Raw genomic sequence first — 1,039 nt, 5'->3', positions numbered from 1 at the left:
TCAAATAGTCCAAAACTAAATACAAATGTATTGCCATATGAAAGAAAAGAAAATACAGGAGTGTCGGATATAAACAGTTATTTAAGAAATTTAAGAATGGGAGTTGAAAGATAATGAAAAATATAATAATGATGATAATTATAGGAATAATGTTAAGTTCTTGTGGAGAGCTAAGATATGGAATTCAAAAAACAATATATGAAGCAGAAGAAGAAAAAATTTTTAAGGATAAATGGAAAAAAAATGGAAGTAGAGCATATGAACAGGATAATGAAGTATTTAATATAGTAAAAGATGTAACAAAAAGATCCATAAATAAAAGAGTACAATTTGGAGAAATAAGTGTATTAATACCTGAAAACACAGAGTTGAATTCAAAAATAGGTAATATAGTGGATTTAAAAACAGGCTATGGACTACCAATAACGTTTTATATTAAAGATGAGTGTAATGTTTTTTCAAACAAAGTAAAAACAAAAAACAAAAAATATTTTATTACTTATTTATCAGAAAGTGAAAATGTAAGAATATTGTTTGAAAAAATATCTAAAATCAATGGATTTACAAGGACTTGTAATTAAAATTATAGTAAAAAACTCCACTATTCAAATTGAAAAAATATCTGTTTATTTTAGTATTTTCCATAATTATAAGGAACTAAAAAAACTCGGCATTCAAAATTTTCCGAAGAAATATGAAATTATGCTGAAAAGGAAAACAGCTGTTTGAACGAAGAGAGTTTGCTGTTTTCCAAGCATAATGAATATTTATGAGGGATAAAAAATTTTGTAGCCGATAGCTGGAGTGTGAGGGCGGCAATGAGCCCTCACAGAAGAAAAATTTAAAGAATACAGAACAGCAAATATAACAAGAAAGAATGAAATATTAGGAGAAGTAAAGGACTTGTATAACTTAGATCAGAGTATAAAGATAAACTTGGCAATAAACGGACCTGCAATTTTGGATAATAGTGAATTTCTATTGAATGCGAAAGATGAATATAATAGAAATGAGCTGTTAAAGGATTATAATAGTGGGA

General features: G+C 26.8%; 1 protein-coding gene. It reads left to right on the top strand.

Going from position 1 to position 1,039, the window contains the following annotated elements:
• The first annotated feature begins 113 nt into the window (after positions 1-113).
• Positions 114-581, top strand: coding sequence for a hypothetical protein (locus EII29_RS11290; RefSeq protein WP_233573330.1), 468 nt, complete (start codon positions 114-116; stop codon positions 579-581).
• Positions 582-1,039 lie beyond the last annotated feature (458 nt).

The organism is Leptotrichia sp. OH3620_COT-345 (assembly GCF_003932895.1).
In the GTDB taxonomy this organism is placed as follows: Bacteria; Fusobacteriota; Fusobacteriia; order Fusobacteriales; family Leptotrichiaceae; genus Pseudoleptotrichia.
This window is presented reverse-complemented; position numbering and strand designations above follow the sequence as displayed.

Coding starts and splice junctions, on each gene's coding strand:
- EII29_RS11290 (WP_233573330.1), top strand. CDS start 114: ATGAAAAATATAATAATGATGATAATTATAGGAATAATGTTAAGTTCT.